Origin of the sequence: Chryseobacterium sp. 6424 (genome assembly GCF_003692615.1) — a bacterium.
GTDB lineage: Bacteria > Bacteroidota > Bacteroidia > Flavobacteriales > Weeksellaceae > Kaistella.
Genome location: NZ_CP023540.1, coordinates 2,064,560 through 2,083,170 on the forward strand (window position 1 = coordinate 2,064,560; position 18,611 = coordinate 2,083,170).

The 18,611-nt window shown below is 42.5% G+C and carries 20 protein-coding genes; 7 read left to right on the top strand and 13 right to left on the bottom strand.

What is annotated here, in order from left to right; genetic code table 11:
• Positions 1 to 58: 58 nt before the first annotated feature.
• A complete protein-coding gene (gene pdxA / locus CO230_RS09640; protein WP_122028404.1) occupies positions 59 to 1,150 on the bottom strand; it encodes a 4-hydroxythreonine-4-phosphate dehydrogenase PdxA in 1,092 nt (363 codons plus the stop codon).
• Positions 1,151 to 1,260: 110 nt separating this feature from the next.
• Here pdxA and CO230_RS09645 point away from each other — a divergent pair, with 110 nt between their 5' ends.
• From CO230_RS09645 to CO230_RS09655, 3 genes are read left to right on the top strand one after another with little or no spacing between them, the layout of a single operon-like run.
• Entirely contained in the window at positions 1,261 to 1,857 is a 597-nt protein-coding gene (locus tag CO230_RS09645; protein ID WP_122028405.1) for a riboflavin synthase, read from the top strand.
• Positions 1,844 to 3,298 (top strand): sensor histidine kinase, encoded by a 1,455-nt coding sequence (locus CO230_RS09650; RefSeq protein WP_122028406.1) that lies wholly within the window; start codon positions 1,844 to 1,846, stop codon positions 3,296 to 3,298. Before CO230_RS09645 ends, CO230_RS09650 begins: the two co-directional genes overlap by 14 nt.
• Positions 3,299 to 3,300: 2 nt before the next feature.
• Positions 3,301 to 4,020 carry a tRNA1(Val) (adenine(37)-N6)-methyltransferase gene (locus tag CO230_RS09655; RefSeq protein WP_122028407.1) on the top strand — a complete coding sequence of 240 codons (720 nt, stop codon included), beginning with the start codon at positions 3,301 to 3,303 and terminating at the stop codon, positions 4,018 to 4,020.
• Here CO230_RS09655 and CO230_RS09660 read toward each other — a convergent pair.
• On the bottom strand, positions 4,004 to 4,582 hold the full coding sequence (locus CO230_RS09660; RefSeq protein WP_122028408.1) for a DUF6759 domain-containing protein: 579 nt from the start codon (positions 4,580 to 4,582) through the stop codon (positions 4,004 to 4,006). The genes CO230_RS09655 and CO230_RS09660 overlap by 17 nt on opposite strands.
• 137 nt (positions 4,583 to 4,719) lie before the next feature.
• Between CO230_RS09660 and tsf the strand changes: the two genes are divergently transcribed.
• The 3 genes from tsf to CO230_RS09675 all read left to right on the top strand — a co-directional run bounded on the left by tsf (position 4,720) and on the right by CO230_RS09675 (position 7,652).
• Complete coding sequence (gene tsf, locus CO230_RS09665) at positions 4,720 to 5,541, top strand: translation elongation factor Ts (protein ID WP_122028409.1); 822 nt, start codon at positions 4,720 to 4,722, stop codon at positions 5,539 to 5,541.
• Between the two features lie 97 nt (positions 5,542 to 5,638).
• Positions 5,639 to 7,201 (top strand): choice-of-anchor L domain-containing protein, encoded by a 1,563-nt coding sequence (locus CO230_RS09670; protein ID WP_122028410.1) that lies wholly within the window; start codon positions 5,639 to 5,641, stop codon positions 7,199 to 7,201.
• Positions 7,202 to 7,310: 109 nt separating this feature from the next.
• Complete coding sequence (locus CO230_RS09675) at positions 7,311 to 7,652, top strand: T9SS type B sorting domain-containing protein (RefSeq protein WP_122028411.1); 342 nt, start codon at positions 7,311 to 7,313, stop codon at positions 7,650 to 7,652.
• Here CO230_RS09675 and fmt read toward each other — a convergent pair.
• The 5 genes from fmt to folK all read right to left on the bottom strand — a co-directional run bounded on the left by fmt (position 7,649) and on the right by folK (position 13,603).
• Positions 7,649 to 8,596, bottom strand: coding sequence for a methionyl-tRNA formyltransferase (fmt, locus tag CO230_RS09680; protein WP_122028412.1), 948 nt, complete (start codon positions 8,594 to 8,596; stop codon positions 7,649 to 7,651). The genes CO230_RS09675 and fmt overlap by 4 nt on opposite strands.
• 10 nt (positions 8,597 to 8,606) lie before the next feature.
• A complete protein-coding gene (locus tag CO230_RS09685; protein WP_122028413.1) occupies positions 8,607 to 10,517 on the bottom strand; it encodes an ATP-dependent DNA helicase RecQ in 1,911 nt (636 codons plus the stop codon).
• Between the two features lie 83 nt (positions 10,518 to 10,600).
• A complete protein-coding gene (locus CO230_RS09690; RefSeq protein WP_122028414.1) occupies positions 10,601 to 12,037 on the bottom strand; it encodes an OmpA family protein in 1,437 nt (478 codons plus the stop codon).
• A gap of 31 nt (positions 12,038 to 12,068) precedes the next feature.
• Positions 12,069 to 13,172: an OmpA family protein gene (locus CO230_RS09695; protein WP_122028415.1), complete on the bottom strand. Its 1,104-nt coding sequence runs from the start codon at positions 13,170 to 13,172 to the stop codon at positions 12,069 to 12,071.
• Between the two features lie 11 nt (positions 13,173 to 13,183).
• Positions 13,184 to 13,603 carry a 2-amino-4-hydroxy-6-hydroxymethyldihydropteridine diphosphokinase gene (folK, locus tag CO230_RS09700; protein WP_122028416.1) on the bottom strand — a complete coding sequence of 140 codons (420 nt, stop codon included), beginning with the start codon at positions 13,601 to 13,603 and terminating at the stop codon, positions 13,184 to 13,186.
• Between the two features lie 25 nt (positions 13,604 to 13,628).
• On the opposite strand from folK, the gene sppA reads away from it, so the two are divergent.
• Positions 13,629 to 15,383 carry a signal peptide peptidase SppA gene (sppA, locus tag CO230_RS09705; RefSeq protein WP_122028417.1) on the top strand — a complete coding sequence of 585 codons (1,755 nt, stop codon included), beginning with the start codon at positions 13,629 to 13,631 and terminating at the stop codon, positions 15,381 to 15,383.
• Between the two features lie 53 nt (positions 15,384 to 15,436).
• On the opposite strand, the gene CO230_RS09710 is transcribed toward sppA, so the two are convergent.
• The 6 genes from CO230_RS09710 to murB form a co-directional block, all read right to left on the bottom strand.
• Positions 15,437 to 15,691, bottom strand: a complete 255-nt coding sequence (locus tag CO230_RS09710; protein ID WP_122028418.1) for a GlsB/YeaQ/YmgE family stress response membrane protein — start codon at positions 15,689 to 15,691, stop codon at positions 15,437 to 15,439.
• Positions 15,692 to 15,763: 72 nt separating this feature from the next.
• The gene (gene ftsY, locus CO230_RS09715; RefSeq protein ID WP_122028419.1) at positions 15,764 to 16,720 is read right to left on the bottom strand and encodes a signal recognition particle-docking protein FtsY; all 957 of its coding nucleotides are present in this window, start codon (positions 16,718 to 16,720) and stop codon (positions 15,764 to 15,766) included.
• Between the two features lie 103 nt (positions 16,721 to 16,823).
• The gene (locus tag CO230_RS09720) at positions 16,824 to 16,979 is read right to left on the bottom strand and encodes a DUF4295 domain-containing protein (protein WP_122028420.1); all 156 of its coding nucleotides are present in this window, start codon (positions 16,977 to 16,979) and stop codon (positions 16,824 to 16,826) included.
• Between the two features lie 19 nt (positions 16,980 to 16,998).
• Complete coding sequence (gene rpmG, locus CO230_RS09725) at positions 16,999 to 17,181, bottom strand: 50S ribosomal protein L33 (protein ID WP_015806891.1); 183 nt, start codon at positions 17,179 to 17,181, stop codon at positions 16,999 to 17,001.
• Positions 17,181 to 17,426 carry a 50S ribosomal protein L28 gene (rpmB, locus tag CO230_RS09730; protein WP_122028952.1) on the bottom strand — a complete coding sequence of 82 codons (246 nt, stop codon included), beginning with the start codon at positions 17,424 to 17,426 and terminating at the stop codon, positions 17,181 to 17,183. Before rpmB ends, rpmG begins: the two co-directional genes overlap by 1 nt.
• 132 nt (positions 17,427 to 17,558) lie before the next feature.
• Positions 17,559 to 18,602, bottom strand: a complete 1,044-nt coding sequence (gene murB / locus CO230_RS09735) for a UDP-N-acetylmuramate dehydrogenase (RefSeq protein WP_122028421.1) — start codon at positions 18,600 to 18,602, stop codon at positions 17,559 to 17,561.
• Positions 18,603 to 18,611: the final 9 nt, after the last annotated feature.

An 18,611-nucleotide genomic window follows, 5' to 3' on the forward strand; every position in this document is an offset into this window, starting at 1 on the left:
TTTTAATATTACAAATAATTTTAGAAAAACAACGCGTCACCTGGTTATTTTTATGCTATCAGTGCGTTGTTTCTTCCGGCAAATCCTCATCCACACCGTTATTGGCCGAAGAACGGCGCGGCCGGAGGCGGTTATTCATCAGGTCATTATATTCCGTTCGGTGCTTAAATATTTTCACGGCGGCAAAAAGGGCTTCACTAAAACTTTGCTCATCCGCGATGTTTTTACCAGCGATGTCGTAAGCCACACCATGATCGGGTGAGGTGCGGATGAAGGGCAGCCCCGCAGTGTAATTCACCCCCTCATCATAAGCCAAAGTCTTGAACGGCGCGAGTCCCTGATCGTGATACATCGCTAAAACCGCATCGAATTTGCCATATTTCCCAGGCTGAAAGAAACTGTCGGCAGGATATGGGCCAAACGCCAACACGCCATTATTAAAAGCTTCCTGAATGGCCGGAGTGATGACCTCGATTTCTTCGCGCCCGATGACCCCGCCATCACCTGCATGTGGGTTAAGCCCCAAAACGGCAATTTTAGGCTTCTGAATCTGAAAATCCTCAATCAGGCATTGATTAAGCATTTTGATCTGTTTCTTTATTTTCTCTTTCGAAATATTCTGTGCGACCTCAGCAATTGGGATATGGTGCGTGGATACGGCTACTTTCAGGTTTTCTGTGATCAAAAACATCAGCCCTTTCTTCTGGAATTTCTCTTCAAGATAACCAGTATGGCCAGCGTGGGCGAAACCCAGCTTCATCATCTCATCTTTATTGATGGGCGCGGTCACCAGCACATCTACATCGCCATTTAAAAGGGCATTGGTAGCAGCCTCCAACGAGTCGATGGCCATTCGGGTAGATTCTTCCGTAGGTTTACCCAATTCAACAGTGGCATTCTCCTTTGTAAGGTTTACCATGTTTATTTTATCGGGTTGTGCCTGTGAAGCCTCATTGATGTAATTGAAAGTAAGCTGTAGCTTGAAAATATTCTTCTGATAGGTAAAAAGTTTCCCTGAACCAAAAATAACCGGTGTGAAAAAATCGGTCACCGACTTGTCTTTCAGCGCTTTCATAATAACCTCCGGCCCGATGCCGTTAAAATCTCCTATGGAAATGCCTACTCTCACTTTTTGGTGCTTGAAACTCATTTTTATAATTATCTTTGAGGTTTAATAGTATTTCACAAATTTATAAAATTAGTAACAACTATTATCAATTACTGTTCATTATTAAAAACCCGTGTTTTAAACCCAACATTATGTTCACCGGAATTATTGAAGCGACCGGCCTTGTAAAAAACATTACAGAGCAAGGCGAAAATATACATTTCACCCTCTCCTCTCCTTTTACTGAAGAACTAAAGATCGACCAAAGCGTGGCCCACAACGGCTGTTGCCTGACGGTGGTAGAGATTTCCGACAACACCTACCGGGTTACGGCCATCGCCGAAACCCTGGAAAAGACCAACCTCGGATACTGGAAAGAAGGTACGGAAGTTAATTTGGAACGCTGTTTGAAGTTTGACGGAAGGCTGGACGGGCATATCGTGCAGGGCCATGTCGATACTACAGGAACAGTAAGCGCTATTGAAGACCGGAACGGAAGTTTCTTTGTAACCATCACTTACAATGAAACCCAGGATTTTGCAACCGTCTCACAAGGATCCATCACAGTAAACGGAATCAGCCTTACAGTTGCAGAAAGCGGAAACGGTAGTTTTTCGGTAGCCATCATTCCTTATACGTGGGAATTTACCAATATGAAAAACATACAGACTGGCGATATTGTAAATCTGGAATTCGACATTATTGGGAAATATGTAACGAAACTTATGAAAAGAAATGCCATTCTCTAAATATAAAGGGTACAGTCTGCGGAACAAAGTCTTTTGGGGCTTTTTGCTGATTTGCCTGCTGAGCATCGCCAGTTCCTCTACTCTTTCTTATTTCATCCTGCGGAACAATGCGGTGGAACAGAGCCGCACGGACCTTCAGAAAAAATCCGAGTCGCTGATGTCGGCGTTGGATTATGCCGTGAGTCATGTACAGGTAGATTCTAAAGATTTACCTACCGTCCTGGCAAATGACATTTTTGAAATCGCTGATATCAATAACCAGGATATCATCATCTACGATTTGAAAGGCGAATATCTGATATCGAACAAAGATTTTAACTTAATCGCCCAGAAAAAACTGCCCATCGAAGTCCTGAACCGAGTCCTTACGAAAGAAGGCCGGGTAGACATCCAAACATACGACAAGAAAATTGGCGCCAACGTCACTTCATCCTATACTATTTTAAAAAACAACATGCTGCAGCCGGTGGCGGTGGTATATTTCCCGTTCTATCATAACGACAGTTCTTACTTCAGCGTTTTCAATAAATATGTAAACTACATCATCATTGTAAATCTGCTGATTATTGCGCTGGCAGTTTGGCTCAGTTGGATCATATCAAACAATCTCACCAAAGCAGTGACCAAATTTTCTGATATGATCAACCGCATCACGCTGTTTGAGAAAGATCCGGAGCCCATCCGCTACTATCAGAACGATGAATTAAACCAGTTGGTGAAAGCTTACAATAAAATGATTCTGCAGATAAAAGAGCAGAAAGAACGCCTGAGTTTCCAGGAAAAGGAACAGGCTTGGCGTGAAATGGCAAAACAGGTGGCCCATGAAGTAAAAAATCCGCTGACGCCAATGAAGCTCACGATTCAAAATTTTGAAAGAAAATTCGATCCCGAAGATCCTACGATTCGTGAAAAGGTAAAAACCATGAGCAAAACCATCGTCGATCAAATAGATCTGGTCGCGACGGTCGCCAGCGCGTTCTCGCAATTCGCACAGTTGCCGGAGAAAAACAATGAAATATTCGACCTGAATAAAGAGATTAAAAAAATCATCAATGTCTTCAGTGATGACAGCATCTATTTCCATTCGAACAAATCGTTCATCATGATGGAAATGGATAAAACATACTTGTCGCGTATCGTTACCAACCTGGTTGCCAATGCACGCCAAGCGGTAAGTGATGAGCGCGAGAGCATCATTAATGTCGATACAGAACAACACCAAAAACGTGTCATCATCACCGTAGAAGATAACGGCACCGGTATCCCCGAAGAACTCTACAACCGTATTTTCGAACCCAATTTCACCTCAAAAACCAGCGGTACCGGCCTGGGACTTAGCATGGTAAGAAAAATGGTAGAAGATTACAAAGGCGAAATCCATGTAGAATCGGAAGTTGGGAAAGGCACGAAATTCACCATCCATCTGCCGACAAATCTTTAGCAATGAAGCCATTTGTATTCCGGCAGTTTGTGCTGCAACAACATACAGCGGTATTTCGTGTGGGAACGGATGGTGTTTTGCTGGGTGCCCTTTGTGGAATTACCGAACAAGCCCAAAAAAACATCCTTGAAGTTGGCACAGGCACCGGTTTAATCTCTTTAATGATCGCACAACGGTGTTTGTCAGCAAATATTTTGGCTATAGACATCAATCCGGAAGCGGTGATACTTGCAACCGAAAATTTCGGCAACTCCTCATTCACTAACAGGCTTCAAGCGATGAATACTGATTTTAAGACATTTAAAACGGAGCAAAAATTCGACCTGATTATCTCCAACCCGCCTTATTTTGAAAGTAATCCCTCGGAAAAAGATGCTTTAGCGCGCCAGCAGCGTGAACTTACCTTTACCGACTTGATTGGCGGAGTGACTGAAAACTTGTCCACTCGTGGGCTGTTCTCCGTTATAATCCCGTATGCTTCGGTTACAGAATTCATTGATCATTGCCAAGCAAACCGCTTATTCCTTCAACGGAAAATCGTGATTTTCGGGCGTAAAGAATCGGAGGCAAAAAGAGCTGTGCTGGAATTTGGCTTTACCGCTACCGAACCTGTCACTGAACATTTCATCATAGAAGAGGCGCCACGGGTATATTCTGAACAATATTTAGCGACTACAAAGGATTTCCATGTATTCAAAACAGGTGCTACTTCGGACCGTTAAGTGTTACCACAATATCCTTATTGATATTTTTTGCTGAAGAGTACTTTGCATCACAAACTGAGGTGGTGAGGGTATAATTGCCTTTGTCCACCAAAATATAATTCTGGTTTTTAGCCGGCACATCGAGGTTATAGAATTTTTTACCGCTGATTTTTACGATCAGATTACATTTCGACTGGTTCACGATCTGCACATAGGCCTCCTTGTTTGACGGGTCGCTGTTGAACAGATGCGTAAGCAGTTCGGCGGTACGTTTGTTCTTATCATTCACGCCATCTTTAGCCACATCTTTTTTTACAGCGGTTTTTAATTTTTCGGTACTGATGGGTTTTACGGTCGGTTTTGCTGCCGAAGCTTTGGCAGCGGGGGCTTTATCGTTATTAATGACCGCTACCAGCTTCCTTTTGAATTCGGGTGTTTTGGGATGATAGGGATTGTTTTTAATGAAATTCGCGATCACCTGTGGGTTGGTGCTTTTTTCTACTTGCGCTGCGGTATATTTCGATTGGCCGAAGATTGGAAAAGACACAAAAAAAAGTAGAAAATAAAGATATTTTTTCATCAATGACATGATTTTTAAGACTTTAAATTTTACCTATAACGAAGAATTGTTCTTTTTAGTTTGTACGGAATTTATTATCTTTGCCACGCTTTAAAACTAAGCTAAAATAAGACAAATCTTAATAAAAAAACAAATTTATGTATACACCGGGTGCTGCAGACGTAGCTAAATTAAGAAACATTACAGGTGCAGGTATGATGGACTGCAAAAAAGCATTGGTAGAAGCCGAAGGAGATTTCGACAAAGCGATTGAAATCCTTAGAAAAAAAGGACAGAAAGTAGCTGCGAACAGAGCTGACAGAGAGTCTACCGAGGGTGCTGTAATCGCTAAAGTTAGCAGCGACGCTACCAAAGGCGCCATCATCGCGCTGAACTGTGAAACCGATTTCGTAGCGAAAAACGAAGATTTCGTGAAGTTAGCACACGAACTTGCAGAACTTGCGGTAGGTAAAACCAAAGAAGAATTTTTAGCTACAGATTTCAACGGAACTACCGTTGCAGACAAACTTATTGAGCAAACGGGTGTAATCGGTGAAAAAATTGAGATCGGAAGCTTCGAAACCATCGAAGGACCTTTCCTAGGTGCTTACATCCACGCTGGTAACAAAATCGCGGCTATCACCTCACTTTCTGCTGATGTAGATGGTGCTGCCGAAGCGGCAAAAGCAGTTTCTATGCAAGTGGCGGCAATGAACCCCATCGCGCTTGATGAAACCAAAGTATCTCAGGAAACCATCGACAGAGAGCTTGATATCGAGAGAGACATCCTTACAAAAGAAGGCAAGCCTGCAAACATCATCGATAACATCCTAAAAGGTAAGATGCAGAAGTTCTACAAAGACAACACCCTGGTACACCAGCAATTCATCAAGGACAGCGGACTTTCCGTAGCAGATTATGTGAAATCTGTAAGCGCCGACCTTAAAGTGGTAGGTTTCGTAAGAGTAAGCCTTACTTAATCAATTTCTATAAAAGATTTAGAAATCTCTCTCAAAATTTTTGAGGGAGATTTTTTTTGACATTAAAGGTGTAATTTTGCACTCCCATATTTCGGTTATGAATTTCATCAGAACATCATTCGTCTGTATTTTATTATCTCTTTTTTTCACTGCAAAGGCCCAGTATATTTCCGTAGACAGCAGTACGTATAATGCTGAGCAACTGGTGAAGCAAATCTTCTTCGGAAACCAGAGCACGAGTTGCATTGAAGTTGAAAATGTGTCGGCAAAGGGCTTCACCTTCGCGGATGGTGATAAAAGTTTTGGATATTACAACCGAAACGGCAGTGATTTTGAGATGGATGAAGGCATACTTCTCACCACCGGAAGCCTTACACAAGCCATCGGACCGAACAACAATATCATCTCTTCATCCGATCCCTCTTGGGCAGGTGATACCGATCTAGAAAACAGTCTGGATATTCAGAACACCTACAATGCGACCATCCTCGAATTCGATTTTACCGTAAACAATACCAACCGTGTAAGTTTTGATTATCTTTTTGCTTCCGAACAATATTTAGTTAATGGGTCACCATCACAATGTAAATATACCGACGGTTTTGCCTTTCTGATAAAAGAGGCAGGCACGGCAAATCCTTACCGAAACTTAGCTGTAATCCCCGGCACCGATACTCCCATCCGCTCAAACACCGTCAGAGGATCTGGCAGCAATATTTGTTCTGCCGTAAATGAAGCCTATTTCGGGCAGTATAATCAACCAGAAAGTCCAACAAACTTTAATGGGCAAACCAAGATCCTTACTGCTGCTACAGAGGTAATACCGGGGGTTAAGTATCATATAAAACTGGTTATTGCAGACCAAGGTAATGGCTTTTATGATTCCGCGGTATTTCTAAAAGCAGGAAGCTTCGTCGGTAAAAAAGATCTCGGCCCAGACCGGCTGATCGCCCAGAACAATGCTTTATGTGAAGACACGTCCCTAATGCTTAATGCAGAAATCCCAGGCGCCACTTACCAGTGGTTCCGGAACGGAACTGCGCTTACCGGTGAAAATGCCGCGACTTACAACGTGACTTCCGCAGGCGTATATGAAGTAGAAATCAATACCAACAGCTGCTTTCTAAGAGGCGCTGTACAGATTGACTATGCCGCTAAACCTGTGGCAGCCAGTAAATCTTACTGTAATTATAACAATGGCAAACCAATCCCAGTCAACCTGCAATCATATAACCGTGACCTTATAAGCAATTATCAATCTTACTTTAAAGTTACCTATGAGAATGCTTTTGGTGACATCTTACCCGATAATTTCACTTATACGAACGACCTTACCATTTATACTAAAGTCCAAAGTGGTAACTGCGAAACAGTAACCGTGCCTGTGGAACTTCGTACGCCTGTTGCCTCAACCATACTTCAGGACCAAACCATCTGTGCGGGATCTACTACACGGTTGCAAACCGAAAATACCTTCATCTACTACAAATGGATGCGCGAAAATGGTGAAATCATCAGCGAAGGTAACACCACATATTTTATTGATGATGTACCGGTAGGAAAATATACCGTAGAACTTACCTCCACAAACGGTTGCAAACTACAGCAAGATGTTATAGTAAGCACGATCGCATTACCGGTGATCACATATCGAAGTTAGTGGGAACACCGCTACAGTATTTGTTTCCGGCGGGCAGACACCGTATGAATATTCACTGGATGGAGTAAACTTTCAGTCATCCAACCTATTTGCAGGCCTCCAGCGCGGCATGCACACCGTGTACGTTCGGGACGCGCTGAAATGCAGCATTGTTTCAAAGGAATTTCTGATCATCAACCTCATCAATATTCTTACCCCAAATGCCGACGGTAAAAATGACCTATTGGATTATACTGACCTAAAGATCAAAGAAAATGTTTCCATTAAAATATTTGACCGTTCAGGCACCATCGTCTATACTTCAAAACCGACAGATTTTACTTGGGACGGTAAACTGAACGGGCGCCCACTTGCTACCGGAACCTACTGGTACGTACTTTCGTGGACTGAACCTTTCACCCAACTGCCCGTAAATTATAAGGGTTGGATCTTACTTAAAAACAGAAACTAATCCTTCAACGAAATATCTTCAAAACTACGGAAACCGTTGAGGAAATCTTTCACGTTCATGCGTTTTTTTCCTTCCAACTGTAGTTCTTCGGGGAAGTAAAAACCGTCTGCTGTAGAGATCTTTAATTCATTTTTATTGATGGACAGTGTGCCAGGTGTTTCGATTTCAGTAATTTCAAACCGTCCTTTATAGATCTTCAGGGATTTTTCTTCACCGTTGATCAGCAATGTGGTGAATGCACACGGATAAGGCGACATCCCACGGATGAAATCATGTATTTTCCTCCCTGTCAGGCTCCAGTTGATGCGGGTATCTTCTTTAAATATCTTAAAGGCATTCTTCGGTTCGGCAACTTCGGGTTGTGGTTTTTCTGTAATTGAATTTTCTGCCAGTCCGTCGAGGGTTTTTACGACAAGCCTTGCCCCCATTTCCATCAGGCGGTCGTGTAGCTGGCCGGCATTTTCATCAGGCAGAATATCAAGTTCTTCCTGTAGCAGAATGTGGCCTTCATCTATTTTTTCATTAATAAAAAACGTGGTAGCGCCAGTTTTGGTCTCACCATTGATGATAGCGTAGTTAATCGGCGCCGCACCGCGGTAATCGGGCAGTAATGAAGCATGAAGATTGAAGGTACCGAGCCGTGGCATCTGGAAGAGTATTTTGGGCATCATCCGGAAGGCGACAACTACGAAAACATCTGCATCAAGGGATTTGATTTCCTGTAAAAAATCGGTATTACGGAGTTTTTCGGGCTGAAAAACCTTCAGATGATTTTCCTCCGCATAGATTTTAACAGGCGATTGGGTGATTTTCTGTCCGCGCCCGCTGGCTTTATCCGCTACGGTAACTACGGCAGCAACTTTATGTGGGGATTGGTGGATCGCTTGCAAAGCGGTTTTTGCAAATTCGGGTGTACCGAAGAATATGACTTTCAATGGTTTCATTTCAATATTTTTAGGTGTTTCCGCTGTAACAGTAGGTACGGAAATTCAGCATTTTTACCTCACCCGAATCAAGCAGATGGATAAGATTTTCAAGAATAGTTTCTTTCTGGTGATAATTTAGCTGTATGGCAATCTCTTCTACAGTGGAGGGTCTTACTTTAAGCGTCTGTATGATTTCCTGACCGATGTCGCGGCCGAAAACACTTTCGCGCTGTCTTTCGCATACAGAGCAGGTACCGCAGTTACGCACATTTTTTTCACCGAAATAAGACAGGATCATTTTCATTTTGCAGTACTCCGTATGTTGTACAAAGAACTTCATCTCCTCCCATTTTTGCAGTTTGTTTTTCTGTATCTGTTCAAAAAGGCCCCAATATCTTCCGTTATTAGACCGCTCGTCACGCGGTCTCAGGAACTTCACGCTGGCTAAGGCGCCATCAATATATTCCACATAACCTTTTTGCTGGATATCTTTAATACGTTCTTTAATCAGATGTACATCTGTATCGGTTTTACGGCTTAGAGTAAGTTCGCTGAAGAGTATCTTGTGTGTGGCCAAACCAGGATAGTTACGCAACAGCAACTCAATGAAATACGCATCATTCTTAGCCAGAAGATCAAGCTCATTCGGCGAAATCTTAAGTTCCAGCGAAGACAAAGACCGGTGGGTATTGAGGAAGATAATTTCCTGTGTGTGCAGAAAATTAAGCACATTTTTAATCTTTGCCAACGAGGATTTTGTAAAATGCTGGATGCGGTGAAGGTGAAGCTGAAAAACCTGTTCAGGCAAGTCGTTTTCGGCGATTTGAAAACCAGAATACAGATAAGAAACAATAGCCGAAAACTCTTTTTTGGATGGGATTTGGTTTCTTAAAATCTTATCAAAGTTATCGAGCTCCTGCTCATTCCAGAGTAGAAAGGCAAAAGAATCGCTTCCGTCTCGGCCAGCGCGCCCGATTTCCTGATAGTAATTCTCCAGCGATTGCGGTGGCGAAAAATGCATCACAAACCGAACATTATCTTTATCGATGCCCATCCCAAATGCATTGGTAGAAATCAATACATGGCTGTTGCTGTTCAGCCATTGTCTTTGCCTGGCATTTTTTTCTTTTGCCGGAAGCCCCGCATGGTAAAAATCTACATTCTGTATCTGGTTTTTGCGCAGGAAGGCGACCAACTCTTCACTCTCTTTACGTGTTCTTACATAAATGATACCTGAAGCGACATTGTGCCGCATCAAATCGAGCAGCCGCTGATATTTATCTGCTATCTTATCGCTGATGATCCTTATATTGGTTCTTCTGAAACTTTTTTTGAAGAGTTGGGGATCCTTAAGATTGAGTTTTATCTGGATTTCCTGAAGCACTTTTGGGGTGGCGGTTGCGGTAAGTGCCAGACATGGTATATTGCCGAAATGACGCCGGAAATCTTTGATATTCTGATAGCTTGGCCGGAAGTCCTGTCCCCATTCTGAAATACAGTGGGCCTCATCTACGGCGAGAAAGGAAATCGCAATTTCCTCTAAATTCTGAATAAAGATCCTGTTTGTAAGTCGTTCAGGAGAAACATATAACAGCTTAGTAATTCCTTCTTTGCAAGAGTTGTAGATGATTTCTGCCTCAAAATCCTCAAGTTCTGAAGAAAGATATTCCGCTTCAATACCTCGGTTTTTGAGTTGGCTTACCTGATCTTTCATGAGTGCCAGCAGTGGTGAGATGACGATGCACGTACCCTCTGAAATAAGTGCCGGCAACTGATAACATAATGATTTGCCGCCGCCGGTAGGTAACAAAGCAAGCGTGTCTTTACGGGATATTACCGCGGTGATAATCTCTTCCTGCAAATCGCGGAAGTTACCATGCCCCCAGAAGTGCTGAAGGGTCTGACGGATCAACTGCCGATATTCTTGCGCTGGAAACATGGGAGTAAAATTAGGGAAAAGATAGTACATGAAACAAAAAAAGCCACGCGTTGCGTGACTTTTATTTGTAACTAAGTGTTTTGTTATTTAGCTTCGAAGTAAACTCTTCTGTTCGCTCTGTTCTTCCATTCCGGACATTTGGTTGCCGGGTTACATTCTGGGTATTTAAGGTCTTTTTCACCTCTACCTACAGCGTTTAGCTTATTGGCATCCACCCCGTTTTGGATCAGATAGTTCTTCACTGTGTTGGCTCTTCTTTCAGACAGTCTTTGGTTATAAGCATCAGACGCTCTGGTATCCGTACCGCCTACTACGTTATAATTACCGTTAGAAGAATTGATGTAGTTCACCGCATTGTTAAGGATCGGTGTATTTGAAGGCAGGATTCTGTCAGAATCAAGATCGAACTCGATACCTTCCAACACTCTGGTATTATCAGAAATGGTAGAGCCAGTAGGACAACCGTTATTTTCTACAGGTCCTGGTACGGTTACACACTTGTCATAAAGATCTATCACACCATCAAGGTCTGTATCTAAGGCTACCCCTGCGCCATCAACTCTGGCTCCTGCAGGCGTATCAAGTTGTCTGTCCCAATCATCGCAAACGCCATCGTTGTCTGCATCTCCTTTTTTACATACTTCGATATCCTGGTTTTTGTCTGCCAACACATCAAGTTTGTAATAGATTTCCTGTAATGGGTCGTGCCACATGAGGTGCGACTGGTGTTTTCCTAAATTAAAGCTTAGACCAAGGGTTGCGTTCAGGAAGTTGTCAGAAGTTTGTTCTTCTCTGTAATTATACTGTGTTCCGCCACCATCGAAGGTATCATCGGTAGTTACTACGTACATTAAACGACCTTCTAGATCTACGCGGTTGCTGATTTTGTACTTAAGACCAGCACCTGCCTGGCCAAACAGCGACCATGTTTTGGTAGATGGTTTTACTTCAGTTACCAGTCTTTGGCCCGCTGCGTCTTCTACATACGCCCTGTAACCTATTGAACCAATACCTGCGTAACCGTGAAGTGCCCATCTGTAAGGAGATTTGTTATCTACTCTTCTCAAAAGGTTCGAGAAGTTGATATCCCCAAGTAATGAAACAGCATCATATTGAGTTCTCGCACCCACATCCTGATAACCTGTCCCTGTAGCATCATCAGTTTTTGTGTTGAAAAATCCTTGTCTGGTTTCCCCTCTGTCGTATTGTAGTTTCAATCCGAAGGCGTGGGTAATCGCTTTATCAACACTTAAATACGCAGAATATCCGAAAAGGGTTTTCCCGTTTCCGTTATTGATTGATGTTAAATCGGATGAGATGAGGAACGGAACTCCTGCTCCGATGGAAACAGACCAATCATTAAACCTTTTGGAATCCTGTGTGAAAGGAGACACATTCGCAGAGCCGGAACTGTAGGTATTCGGGTACCCATCAGTCATCGCAACCGCGATGGAATCCTGTGCGAAAACAACGGCTGGCAGTGTAAGTGCCAATGCAAAGCTTGCTAAATTTAGTTTCATAATTTATTTTTAAAGTTAATTGTTTATTATTTTAAGGCGTTGCTACATCCGCAGGGCAACCTTCATTGGTAGAGAGGCCTGGGACTGTCACACAACGGTCATAAAGATCTATGACACCATCCATATCCATATCCAATGCAATACCCGCGCCATCTACCCTTGCACCGGCCGGTGTATTTAGCTCTCTGTCCCAGTCATCACACACACCATCATTATCGGAATCTCCTTTTACGCAGACTACCAACTCTTTAGATGCTTCATCTAAAACTAAAATCCTAGAGGTAATATTCTGCATTGGATCATGCCATGCAAGATGAGTATCATGTTTGCCCAGTTTGAAAGACAATCCAAGGTTGATGGTAACCATATCATCACTACGTGATTTATTGATAAGGTTATAATTAATACGTGGGACACCTATGTCATATGTCTCACCACCGCCATCAAATTCGTCATCACCGCTATGGATGTACATTCCCCGGAGTTCTACATCAATCAGTTTAGAGGCATTATATTTTATACCAGCGCCTCCCTGAAAGAACAATGATGAGATGCCAAATTTTTGGTCTACTGCAATTGGAAGCCGGTTTGGTGCAATCACAGAGAGATCATTATCAAGCAAGAGTGTTTCAAAACCTTGTACACCAAGTCCGGCATAGCCATGCAAAGCCCATCGGTAAGGTGAACGCGTGTCTGACCTTCTTAGAAGGTTAGAAAAATTAACATCTGCCAAAAGTGACAGTTGCTGGTATTTCGTATATGCTTCTGCTACGCCTGCAGCTGTTCCGTAAGGTTCAGGCAAACGGCCTTTCTGATTGGTTTCACCAGTCTGAAACTGAAGACTGAGGCCGAAGGTGTGCGAAATCTGTTTATCCAGACTTACATAGGCATTCCATCCCCAGTTAAATTTGTTCCCATAAAAGGAAGTAAGGTCTGATCTTAGCATGAAGGCACCACCACCACCTACGGAAATGGCCCAGTCATTATACTTTCTGGCAGCATTATCAAACGGGGCTACCTCTGCAGCACCACTTGAGAATGTATTGGGATAACCCCCTGGGTTTTGTGTAGTCGCTACATCCTGTGCATGAAATGCCATCGGAAGAAGTAAGCTGAGGAATAAACTTTTTTTCATAATCTATGTTATTAGTTATTAATTTCTGAGAGCAACTTGCGGGAGAAATCTCGTTCATAGATATGCTTATAATGAGGGATTTGCAGACGTGGACTTTCAAAACAAAGTCTGCCATACCTCACAATATCAATATCAATCACTCGATCCCTATATTCCCCTGTAATCGACGAATCCTCAACCCTTCCCATGCTTACTTCAATGGTTTTTATTGCATTCAGCAGCGAAATCGGGGATAATTCGGTCTGTAAACGTACTGCAATATTACAAAAAATAAGGTCACTGTCAAATTCTACCGCCTTCGTTCGCATCATATCACTACAGGCCAAAACTACCCCTAAGTCCTTCTCAAAGCGCGCTATAGCTTCATGAATATTCTCCTCGGGATTTCCCAGATTACTACCTAGTAACAAAACCACCATCTGCTGCGACATATCGTAAAATTATACTTTATAGATTATGAAAAGTTTCTTAAAAAATGTCTTGGCAAATATAGTTGCGATAATGTTGGTGGCAGGGCTTTTTTTCACGTTTTTAATTCTCATGCTTACCGTAAGTGCTTTCAGCGACAGCAATAAACCTGCCATTATTAAAAATTCTGTACTGACGCTCGATTTTAAGACAAATATTATTGACAGTCCCGCTGAAGATCAGGAAGATATGTTTGCCTTTGGCCAAACCCAAAAAAACATCTTGGTCTATGACATGGTAGAAGCCATTAAAAAGGCTAAAACTGATGATAAAATTAAAGGCATCAGTCTTGAAACTGATGGCATTATGGCTGGCATGACGCAATTGGACAATGTACGTACCGCCCTTGAAGACTTCAAGAAAAGTGGAAAATTCGTTTATGCTTACGGTAATAATGTCTCGCAGGGCGCCTATTATCTAGGTTCTGTAGCAGATCAATATTACCTGAACCCTTCCGGCGGCATCGAACTGAAAGGACTCTCCACTGAAGTAATGTACATGAAAAGTTTTACAGAAAAATTCGGAATCGGGCTGCAAGTCATCCGGCACGGGAAGTATAAATCTGCCGTAGAGCCTTTTCTACTCGATGAAATGTCACCCGAAAACCGCGAACAGCTTAGCGTTTTATTAAATGACCTCTGGAGTGCCAACGCCGGTAAAATGGCCCAATCCCGCAAAATAGACCCAATACAGTTCCGGACCATTGTAGACAGCCTGTATGGCGCCATTCCTGAACTCGGTGTACAACACAGACTCGCGGACAGGCTCCTTCAAAAATCAGAATATGACGATTTGCTGAAAGCTAAACTTAAACTCAGCGAAAAAGATAAGCTCAGCAAAATCAGTTTCAGCAAATACATCCGTTCTTACTCGGAGGATAATGTAGATAAAGATAATCAAGTAGCTGTTCTGTATGCCTCCGGTGCCATTTATAATGGTGAAGGCTATGATGAGATCTACGCCGAAAACTTTGTAAAAGAAATCAAGAAACTTACCAAGGAAGATAAAATAAAGGCCGTAGTACTACGCATTAACTCACCGGGCGGCAGCGCCAACGCTTCTGATGAGATCCTTTTCGAGCTGCAACAACTTAAGAAGAAAAAACCTTTGGTGGTATCTTTCGGCGACTATGCAGCTTCCGGGGGATATTACATCGCGATGGCCGCAGATCGAATCTATGCTGAACCCAATACCTTAACGGGCTCAATTGGTGTGTTCGGCTTGTTCCCTTACTTTAAAGAATTAGCCAACAAGAATGGCATCAGTTCGCATGCGGTAACCACCAATGCCAACTCAAATTTATATTCTTCCATCAATGGCATCACACCCGGTGGCGTTCAGATGATGACTAAGAGTGTAGAAGGCACTTATAAACGCTTTGTACATTTTGTAACCCAAAACAGAAAGAAAACCTTTGAACAAATTGATGCAGTAGGTGGCGGCAGAGTCTGGAGCGGCACACGGGCTAAACAGATCGGTTTAGTAGATGAACTCGGCAGTTTGAATAACGCCATCGGCTTCGCAGCTCAAAAAGCCAAAGTATCCCGCTATAATGTGGCGGCTTACCCGAAAAAAATATCACAGTTTGAGCAGATCTTTAAAAATATGGATAGTGAGCAGATTACCAATAAACTACTTAAAACTAAATTAGGCAACGACCAGTTTTTGCTTTTCCAGCAAATTACCGACCCGAAAATGAAAGCAGGTGTGATGATGGAAATGCCCCTGCAACTGAAATTTTAGCATAAAAAAATCCCGGTAAATACAATTACCGGGATTTGATTTTTATAAAGTGCTTATGCCCTTCTGGTAGCTAAACCGTAGATCCATAAGACAACCAACGCGCCTAAAACGGCAAGGAACATACTTTTGATATCGAACTCATCTACTGTTCCCCAGCCAAGCATGGTACCGATCCACCCACCTACAAAGGCACCTACGATACCCAGTATAATGGTTAAGATCCAACCCATTGCCTGATTTCCTGGCATAATGAATTTAGCGATTGCACCGGCGATAAGACCAAAAATGATCCAAGTTAAAATACCCATAGTTTTAAAATTTTAATGTTAATAATTTGTGATTTGGTTTTCTTATTTCAAAAGGAAAGCGATATATGCTATCTATTTGCGCTTTCTGAAAAACGAATCAACAAATTCTGTTCCATTAAATAATTGCAGGTCATTAATTTTTTCGCCAACCCCAATATATTTTACCGGGATTTGAAACTGATCTGAAATTCCGATCACCACACCTCCTTTAGCTGTACCATCTAATTTGGTGACTGCCAACGCATTTACCTCGGTGGCCGCTGTGAACTGTTTGGCCTGCTCGAAAGCGTTCTGCCCGGTAGAGCCATCAAGCACCAAAAGAATTTCGTGAGGCGCATCTGGAATAACTTTCTGCATCACTCTTTTGATCTTCGTAAGTTCGTTCATCAGATTTACCTTATTATGAAGACGGCCTGCCGTATCAATAATTACTACATCCGCATCATTTGCTACGGCACTCTGCACCGTATCAAAGGCTACAGAAGCCGGATCCGAGCCCATGCCCTGTTTTACGATGGGCACGCCGACACGCTCACTCCAGATAACCAGCTGGTCTACGGCGGCCGCGCGGAAGGTATCGGCTGCGCCTAACACCACTTTTTTTCCTTCGGATTTGAACTGATGTGCAAGTTTACCGATTGTGGTGGTTTTTCCCACACCGTTTACCCCGACTACCATGATGACGTATGGTTTCTTAGTTTCATCAATATTTCCGGTAGAGGCGTGTGGGTTTTCGAGCAGCAGGCCCGAGATTTCTTCGCGCAGGATCCTGTCGAGTTCTTCGGTACTTACAAATTTGTCGCGGGCCACGCGATCCTCGATCCTTTGTATGATCTTAATGGTGGTAGATGCACCTACATCAGAAGCGATGAGCACTTCTTCAAGATCATCCAACACTTCCTCGTCCACTTTGGATTTTCCGACTACGGCTTTGGATATTTTCTCGAAAAACCCCTGGCTGGATTTTTCCAGGCCTTTATCTAAAGTTTCTTTCTCTTCTTTTTTAAAAATCTTTTTAAACCAACTCATTTTCGTAATCGGGGGGATTTGTTTTAGTGTTACAGACGCAAATATAACGAAAAAACTACCTAAAATTAGGTAGTTTTTATATATCATCAACTGCTGGCAGCGCTTATTTTTTCAAATAAGCATCCACTTCGTCAGCGTTCATTACTTTCTCGTCGAAAATGTAAGCTCCAGATTTTGGGGACTTCACCATTTTCACGACTTTGGTCATTTTTTTAGACCCTGCACCACCCTGAAGCGTTGCTACTACTTTCTTTGCCATTTTTTATTTCTTTAAAAAATTACTTGATTTCTTTGTGTAGGGTGTACTTTTTAAGAACAGGATTAAATTTTTTAAGCTCTAATCTTTCTGTAGTGTTCTTTTTATTTTTAGTTGTAATGTATCTTGACATTCCTGCTACACCGGTTTCTTTGTGCTCTGTGCACTCCAGAATTACCTGTACTCTGTTACCTTTTTTAGCCATTACTTGTTGTTTTTAATATATCCGTTTCTTGCTGCTCTCTCTATCGCTTCTTCGATACCAATTTTATTGATAACTCTCAATCCGTGCGCAGAAACTTTTAAAGTTACAGATTTTTCCTGCTCTGGAAGGTAAAACTTCTTCTCCAATAAATTAATTTCAAAACGACGCTTCGTTTTGTTATTTGCGTGAGAAACGTTGTTTCCAACCATAGCACGCTTTCCTGTTATTTGGCAAATTCTTGGCATATCTCGATGTTCTTTTTTACTACTAAATATTTGAGAGTGCAAAATAACAAAGAAATTTTCAGATAGACAAATATTTATCTCTTAAATCTTTGCAATTTGTTACACTGCCCGCAAGAAATCCGCCTCTTTTGTTTACATGATGTTCACCTCTCGCTCCAGGGTAATACCAAAAGTCGCGTTTACAGATTCAATAATCTTTTCAGAAAAATCATACACTTCCTTTCCGGTGGCCTCACCCGTTGCATTGATGATGACCAACGCCTGCAGGGGGTGACTGGCTACATGACCGATTTGTTTTCCCTTCCAGCCACACTGTTCAATCAGCCAGCCAGCCGGCACTTTCACACCATCCTGGGCGGGATAACTGGGCATTGCAGGAAATTCTTTGGCCAAACTTTCATAATGTTTTGTAGAGATTACTGGGTTTTTAAAAAAACTGCCCGCATTTCCTGTGACTTGAGGATCGGGGAGTTTGCTTTGGCGAATGTTGATGACTGCCTTGGAAACCTGCTGAATGGTAGGCACTTCAACGCCTGCCGCTTCAAGCTCAGTTTTTATCGCGCCATAGGTTGTTTTGATGTGGTGGTTTTTTGTTGAGAGCCTGAAAGTGACTTCCAGAATTACATACTTGCCCTTTCCTTCTTTTTTGAAGAAAGACTCTCGGTACCCGAATGCACACCGTTCGGCCGTAAAAATTTCTGTCTCACGTGTTTCAAGGTTGAGGGCTTTACAACTGTAAAATGTATCTTTAATCTCCACGCCGTACGCTCCGATATTCTGCATAGGTGATGTGCCAACGTTGCCTGGAATCAAAGAAAGATTTTCGAGTCCGCCGTAATCTCTTTCTAAACAATAAGTAACGAACTGATGCCAGTTTTCGCCTGCTTTAGCCGTTATCAAAACTTCCTCTTCATTGATGATTTCTTCTGAAGCACCTTTTAAATCAAGTTTAATGACGATGCCGGAAAAATCTTGGGTGAAAAGAATATTACTCCCGCCACCCAGAAATAGTTTCGGCAGCATATTATCATCCGCAAACCGAAGCGCGCTGAGCAAGGCCGGCTCAGAATCCACTTCCACAAAATACCGTGAATACACATTGATGCCGAACGTATTGAACGATTTCAAAGAAACATTCTCCTGAATTGTTGCCCCTGCATTAGAATAATCTGCCATACATTAACA

Bases quoted from the DNA above. Each gene is read 5' to 3' on its own strand.
- murB (WP_122028421.1), bottom strand. From the start codon at position 18,602: ATGGCAGATTATTCTAATGCAGGGGCAACAATTCAGGAGAATGTTTCT.
- fmt (WP_122028412.1), bottom strand. From the start codon at position 8,596: ATGAAACCATTGAAAGTCATATTCTTCGGTACACCCGAATTTGCAAAA.
- CO230_RS09655 (WP_122028407.1), top strand. From the start codon at position 3,301: ATGAAGCCATTTGTATTCCGGCAGTTTGTGCTGCAACAACATACAGCG.
- CO230_RS09710 (WP_122028418.1), bottom strand. From the start codon at position 15,691: ATGGGTATTTTAACTTGGATCATTTTTGGTCTTATCGCCGGTGCAATC.
- CO230_RS09650 (WP_122028406.1), top strand. From the start codon at position 1,844: ATGCCATTCTCTAAATATAAAGGGTACAGTCTGCGGAACAAAGTCTTT.
- pdxA (WP_122028404.1), bottom strand. From the start codon at position 1,150: ATGAGTTTCAAGCACCAAAAAGTGAGAGTAGGCATTTCCATAGGAGAT.
- CO230_RS09660 (WP_122028408.1), bottom strand. From the start codon at position 4,582: ATGAAAAAATATCTTTATTTTCTACTTTTTTTTGTGTCTTTTCCAATC.
- CO230_RS09675 (WP_122028411.1), top strand. From the start codon at position 7,311: ATGCACACCGTGTACGTTCGGGACGCGCTGAAATGCAGCATTGTTTCA.
- CO230_RS09670 (WP_122028410.1), top strand. From the start codon at position 5,639: ATGAATTTCATCAGAACATCATTCGTCTGTATTTTATTATCTCTTTTT.
- rpmG (WP_015806891.1), bottom strand. From the start codon at position 17,181: ATGGCTAAAAAAGGTAACAGAGTACAGGTAATTCTGGAGTGCACAGAG.
- CO230_RS09720 (WP_122028420.1), bottom strand. From the start codon at position 16,979: ATGGCAAAGAAAGTAGTAGCAACGCTTCAGGGTGGTGCAGGGTCTAAA.
- CO230_RS09685 (WP_122028413.1), bottom strand. From the start codon at position 10,517: ATGTTTCCAGCGCAAGAATATCGGCAGTTGATCCGTCAGACCCTTCAG.
- folK (WP_122028416.1), bottom strand. From the start codon at position 13,603: ATGTCGCAGCAGATGGTGGTTTTGTTACTAGGTAGTAATCTGGGAAAT.
- CO230_RS09645 (WP_122028405.1), top strand. From the start codon at position 1,261: ATGTTCACCGGAATTATTGAAGCGACCGGCCTTGTAAAAAACATTACA.
- CO230_RS09690 (WP_122028414.1), bottom strand. From the start codon at position 12,037: ATGAAACTAAATTTAGCAAGCTTTGCATTGGCACTTACACTGCCAGCC.
- tsf (WP_122028409.1), top strand. From the start codon at position 4,720: ATGTATACACCGGGTGCTGCAGACGTAGCTAAATTAAGAAACATTACA.
- ftsY (WP_122028419.1), bottom strand. From the start codon at position 16,720: ATGAGTTGGTTTAAAAAGATTTTTAAAAAAGAAGAGAAAGAAACTTTA.
- rpmB (WP_122028952.1), bottom strand. From the start codon at position 17,426: ATGCCAAGAATTTGCCAAATAACAGGAAAGCGTGCTATGGTTGGAAAC.
- sppA (WP_122028417.1), top strand. From the start codon at position 13,629: ATGAAAAGTTTCTTAAAAAATGTCTTGGCAAATATAGTTGCGATAATG.
- CO230_RS09695 (WP_122028415.1), bottom strand. From the start codon at position 13,172: ATGAAAAAAAGTTTATTCCTCAGCTTACTTCTTCCGATGGCATTTCAT.